Annotated in this window: 4 protein-coding genes; 1 reads left to right on the plus strand and 3 read right to left on the minus strand. The window is 72.5% G+C overall.

Going from position 1 to position 4,822, the window contains the following annotated elements; all coding sequences use genetic code 11:
• Window positions 1-38: 38 nt before the first annotated feature.
• Genes ACWFR1_RS39905 through ACWFR1_RS39915 form a run of 3 tightly spaced genes read right to left on the minus strand, consistent with a single transcriptional unit; the run spans window position 39 to window position 4,418 of the window.
• The gene (locus tag ACWFR1_RS39905) at window positions 39-2,651 is read right to left on the minus strand and encodes a cation-translocating P-type ATPase (RefSeq protein ID WP_453560881.1); all 2,613 of its coding nucleotides are present in this window, start codon (window positions 2,649-2,651) and stop codon (window positions 39-41) included.
• A 7-nt stretch (window positions 2,652-2,658) separates the two neighbouring features.
• Window positions 2,659-3,519: a universal stress protein gene (locus ACWFR1_RS39910; RefSeq protein ID WP_453560884.1), complete on the minus strand. Its 861-nt coding sequence runs from the start codon at window positions 3,517-3,519 to the stop codon at window positions 2,659-2,661.
• The gene (locus ACWFR1_RS39915) at window positions 3,516-4,418 is read right to left on the minus strand and encodes a universal stress protein (RefSeq protein WP_453560887.1); all 903 of its coding nucleotides are present in this window, start codon (window positions 4,416-4,418) and stop codon (window positions 3,516-3,518) included. The genes ACWFR1_RS39910 and ACWFR1_RS39915 overlap by 4 nt, the downstream gene beginning before the upstream one ends.
• Window positions 4,419-4,691: 273 nt before the next feature.
• On the opposite strand from ACWFR1_RS39915, the gene ACWFR1_RS39920 reads away from it, so the two are divergent.
• The coding region (locus ACWFR1_RS39920; protein ID WP_453560889.1) for a CBS domain-containing protein at window positions 4,692-4,822 on the plus strand (131 nt) is incomplete at its 3' end.

The raw sequence follows: 4,822 nt of genomic DNA on the forward strand, positions 1-4,822 counted from the left end.
TGCATCGAGCGCACGGGCCGCACCCGAAGCGCGCACCTTCACCGTAGACCGGATGAACCTGCCGGGCCCCCTGGGTGGAAGGCGGTCCGTACGGCCCGGGCCGCGACGAATCCGACGGGCGCGCACGCGAGAGCGATCCCGGCGCCCGCCCAGCCGAGTGGCTCGGTCTCCAGGATGGAGTTCAGGAAGGGCACGTACAGCGCTGCCGCTGCCAGAAGGGCAGAGGCGAGGACTGACAGGGGGAGGAACGGGTTCTCCTTGGTCAGAAGTCGGGTGCGCAGTCCCAGGGCGCCGCCCAGCTGGGCGGCGAGCAGGGCGAGGAAGAGCACGCTCTGCCAGGCCAGGCCCAGTGCCTGGGCTGCGAGTCCTGCGCCGAGGGAGGCCGCCGTGACGACGGCCGCGAGAAGGAGCAGCCTCTGCCAGGCGCCACCGCCGAGAATGTGCTGGTCAGGTGGGCGCGGCGGGCGGTGCATAGCTCCCGGGGACGCGGGTTCGGCGCCCATGGCGACGCCCGTGAGGCCGTGTGTCAGGAGGTTGATCCACAGGATCTGGCCGGCGCGGAGTGGCAGCGGCAGCCCGAGCAGCGGGCCGATGAGCATCACGAGGATCTCTGCCGCGCCGCCGGCCATCCCGTAGACGAGGAAGCGGCGGATGTTGTCGTAGACGCGCCTTCCCTCCTCTACGGCCGCCACGACCGTGGAGAGCTCGTCGTCGGTGAGGACGAGGTCGGCGGCCTGCCGGGCGACCTCCGTGCCGCGTGCGCCCATGGCGACGCCGATGTCGGCACGGTGCAGGGCGGGGCCGTCGTTGACCCCGTCGCCGGTCATGGCGGTCACCGCTCCCCTGGCACGCCACGCCTCCACGATGTCCAGCTTCTGCTGGGGGTCCGTACGGGCGAAGACCCGCACCGAGGTGAGGTCGGCGACTCTCCCCGCGGCCACGTCCGCCCCCGTGACGACGCGGCCTTCCGTCTCGCGGCCGTCGCCCAGGAGAGCGACGTGGGACGCCACCGCCCGAGCCGTCGCCGGATGGTCCCCGGTGATGAGGACGGGCGTGATGCCGGCCGCACGGCAGGAGGCGAGGGTCGCTGCGGCATGCGGTTTGGGCGGGTCGCTGAGCGCGACGAGGCCGAGGAGCGCGAGCCCCGACTCCGCCTCGGCGACCGGGCTCGGGAGGTCGTTCCGTACGCCCGATGCCACTGCGAGCACCCGGTATCCACGGGCGGCCAGGCGCGCGGCCTCCTGGTGGGCCGCCGCGAGCACGTCCGGAGGATCTTGCAGGACCGCAGGGTCGAGTACGGCTTCGGGTGCGCCCTTCATGCAGACGAGCACCCCGTCTCCATCGGCCTGGTGGAGGGTGGTCATGCGTCTACGGAGGCTGTCGAAAGGCTCTTCTCCGATCCGGGGGCGGGTCACCGACAGTTCCGCCGGCTCCGGGCAGCCCGTCTTGGCAGCGGCCGTCAGAAGGGCGGCTTCCATGGGGTCGCCCAGAGCCGTCCAACGGTCGTCGAGCGTCCGGTCGTCCGCAGGGCGCAGCGTGGCGTCGTTGCACAGGGCAGTCACGGTCAGCAGCTCACGCAGCGGTTCGAGCTCGTCCGCTTCCGCCGGTCTCCCGGCGACAAGGGCCTCGCCCTCGGGTTCGTACCCCACTCCCGAGAGCTCGGCGCTCAGCCGCGGTGTCCAGACGTGCTGGACGACCATGCGGCCCTCCGTCAGGGTGCCGGTCTTGTCGGTGGCGAGGACGGACACTGAGCCGAGCGTCTCCACCGCGGGCAGCCGCCGTACCAGGGCGTGCCGGGCGGCCATGCGCCGGGCTCCGAGTGCGAGGGCCAGGGTGACGACGGCGGGAAGGGATTCGGGGACCGCCGCCACAGCCAGGCTGATGGCGGTGACGGCCATCGTGCCCAGCGGGAGCCCCCGCACCAGGCCGAGGGCGAAGACCAGGACGCACAGGGCGAGCGTCACGGCCGCGAGGACGCGCCCGAGGGCGGCGAGCCGGCGCTGCAGCGGGGTCGCCTCGCGGCGTTCGTCGAGAAGAGCCGCGATACGGCCGAGCGCGCTGGATGCCCCGGTCGCCGAGACCACGGCCACGCCTCGGCCGCGGACGACGACCGTGCCCGCGCTCAGGGTCGCACCGGGATCCTTGTCCACGGACACGGACTCCCCCGTGAGCATGGACTCGTCCACCAGGACGGCAGAGGCCTCGGCGAGTTCGGCGTCGGCGGCGACGATGTCGCCCTCTCCGACCAGGAGGACGTCACCGGGGACGATCGACGCCGCCGGGAGGTCGCGGACCACGCCGTCGCGCCGCACGCGCGCGTGCGGGGCGGTAAGGGCCGAGAGGGCGGCGACGGCGTTGTCGGCCCGGATCTCCTGTGCCACACCGACGGTCGTGTTCACGAGGACGACCAGCCCGATGACGATCGCGTCGGGATGGTCACCTATCGCGAGGGTCAGTACGACGGCCCCGAGAAGCACCATGATCAGCGGGTCGGCCAGTTGGGCCAGGACCCTGCTGTGGAGCCGTACGGGCCTTCTCGCGGTGACCTCGTTGGGGCCCGTGCCGGCCAGCCGACGGGCGGCCTCCGACTCGGTCAGCCCCGTGGTGTCCCGCACCGAGGCGAGGGCCCGGTCCGCTGCCGACGCGGTCATGACCCGATCACCCGACGGGGACGGTGATCACCGGGCAGTGGGCGCGGTGGAGCAGCCCGTGGACGACGGAGCCGACGCGCATCCCGGAGTACCCGCCCCGGCCCCTGCGGCCGACGACGACGGCCAGTGCGTGTTCGGCGGCGTCCGCAAGGTTCTCGACGGGCGAGCCGGTGAGCACCTCGTGTGTGAGCCGGACGTCGGGGAATTTCTCCGCCCAGCCGGCGGTGGTCTCCGAGAGCAGGCGGCGTTCGGCGGAGAACAGCGTGTCACCGCTGTGCAGGGTGAAGACGGGGGGCTGCCAGACGGCGACGGCCCGCAGGGCGCAGCGCCGGAGGTCTGCCTCCTCGAAGGCCCACGCCAGGGCGGCCCGTGAGGACTCGCTGCCGTCGACGCCGACCACGAGGTAGGGCGTCTCCTGCGTGACGTGCTCCGCGTCGCCCACGACGACCACCGGGCAGTGCGCCTTCGCAGTGACCGGTACGACCAGGGAGCCGGCGCTCAGGAACTCCTCGGGACGGCTGAGGTGTCGTGATCCGAGCACGATCAGGCCGGCCTCGTTCGACAGAGCGGCCAGGGCTGCCGCCGGGAAGCCGTCAAGAAGGGAGGAAGTGGCTTCGACGTCCGGCTGCCGGGCGTGCGCCCAGGCGAGTGCCGTGCGAAGAGCTTCCGCACCGGCCTGCCGCTGTGCCAGGTGGCGAGGGGTGTCGTCGACATGGTGGGTGTCGCGCCGCGGGGGTACCGCGACCACCAGGCGCAGTCCCGCGCCTCGCAATCGAGCCTCGTCCGCGGCCCAGGCAAGGGCCAGGTGCCCGTTCTTGACCGGGTCGACACCGACGACGATGTCACGGCGATCCCTGGTGCGTGTCACGACGTGCTCCCGTGTCCGGGCCCTTGCCGGGGGATGAGCTCAACAGGGCAGTGGGCGTGCTGCAGCAGGCTGAGCGTGGTCTGTCCGATGGTGGGTCCGAGGTATCCGGGCGAACGCCGGCCACCGACGACCAGAAGGTCTGCCTGGTGCGACGCGTCCACGAGGGCCCCGGGGACGCTGCGGCCCTCCTGACCGTCGGCGTGCACGGTGAGTCCCGGGAACTCCTCCCGGACCCGGTCCGAGACCGAGGCCATGACGCGTACGTGATCGCCGGCGATCTCGTCGTCGCCGTTGTGCAGCACGGCTCGCGAGCGGGCGGACAGCCCGGCACTCCAGATGTGCAGGAGCCGCAGAGGGACCTTGCGCAGCAGGGCCTCGCGTGCCGCCGCACGGGCACATCCCACGTCGGCCTCATCCCGCACCGCCGCGAGAACCACGCCCGCCTCGACGGACTCCGCGGTACCGCGGACCACGACCACGGGCGTGGTGGCGGCGGCCGCGACCTCGAGACCGACCGATCCGAGCAACAACGAGGAGAATCCGCCGAGGCCCCGGTGTCCGACGACGATCGTGCCGGTAAGGGCGGCAGCTCGGCGCAGACCGTCGGGGGCTCCGCCTGCGGTGAGCTCCGTGACGACCGTCAGTTCCGGGTGGCGCGCCGTGATCGCCTCGGCGGTCCGGTCGAGCAGTTCCCTTCCCGCCTGCCGGTTGCCGGCGATCTCCACCTGGGACAGAAACGGGGCCGGTGTGTCCGTGCCGGTCGCATGGACGAGGCAGAGAGTGCTGCCCCGCAGGGCCGCCTCCGCTGCCGCCCACGTCAGCGCCGTGCGGGCGGATGGTGATCCGTCGACGCCGACGACGACCCTGCCGAGGCCGGGACGGGCTGCGGTTCCGTCCATCGCTCCTCCTCACGCGGTTCAGGGACTCCTTTCACCCTGGCAGCTGGTCCCGAGTGGCCGGAGGGCCGCTGGGTCCAATGACGGGACCAAAGGTCCCACCCGGGCGGGGCAGAGCGCGGACAGGCAGAGACGAGCCCGTTCGGGCCTGAGGGTGGACCATTTGGCCCTCGCCGCCCCGGAGCGTGCGGTGGAGGGTGGGGACACGGGACAGCACACCGGCCGAACCCTCGAACAGGAGGCGCGGCGATGAAGCACATGAAGGTCGGCGGCCTGATGACCGACGACGTGGTCTCCGCCGTCCCCGCGGCATCGTTCCGGGATGTGGCGAAGCTGCTCGCCGAGCACGACATCAGCGGTGTTCCCGTCGTGGACGACGACGACCATGTCGTCGGAGTCGTCTCCGA

It is taken from the genome of Streptomyces sp. NPDC055103 (genome assembly GCF_053607625.1).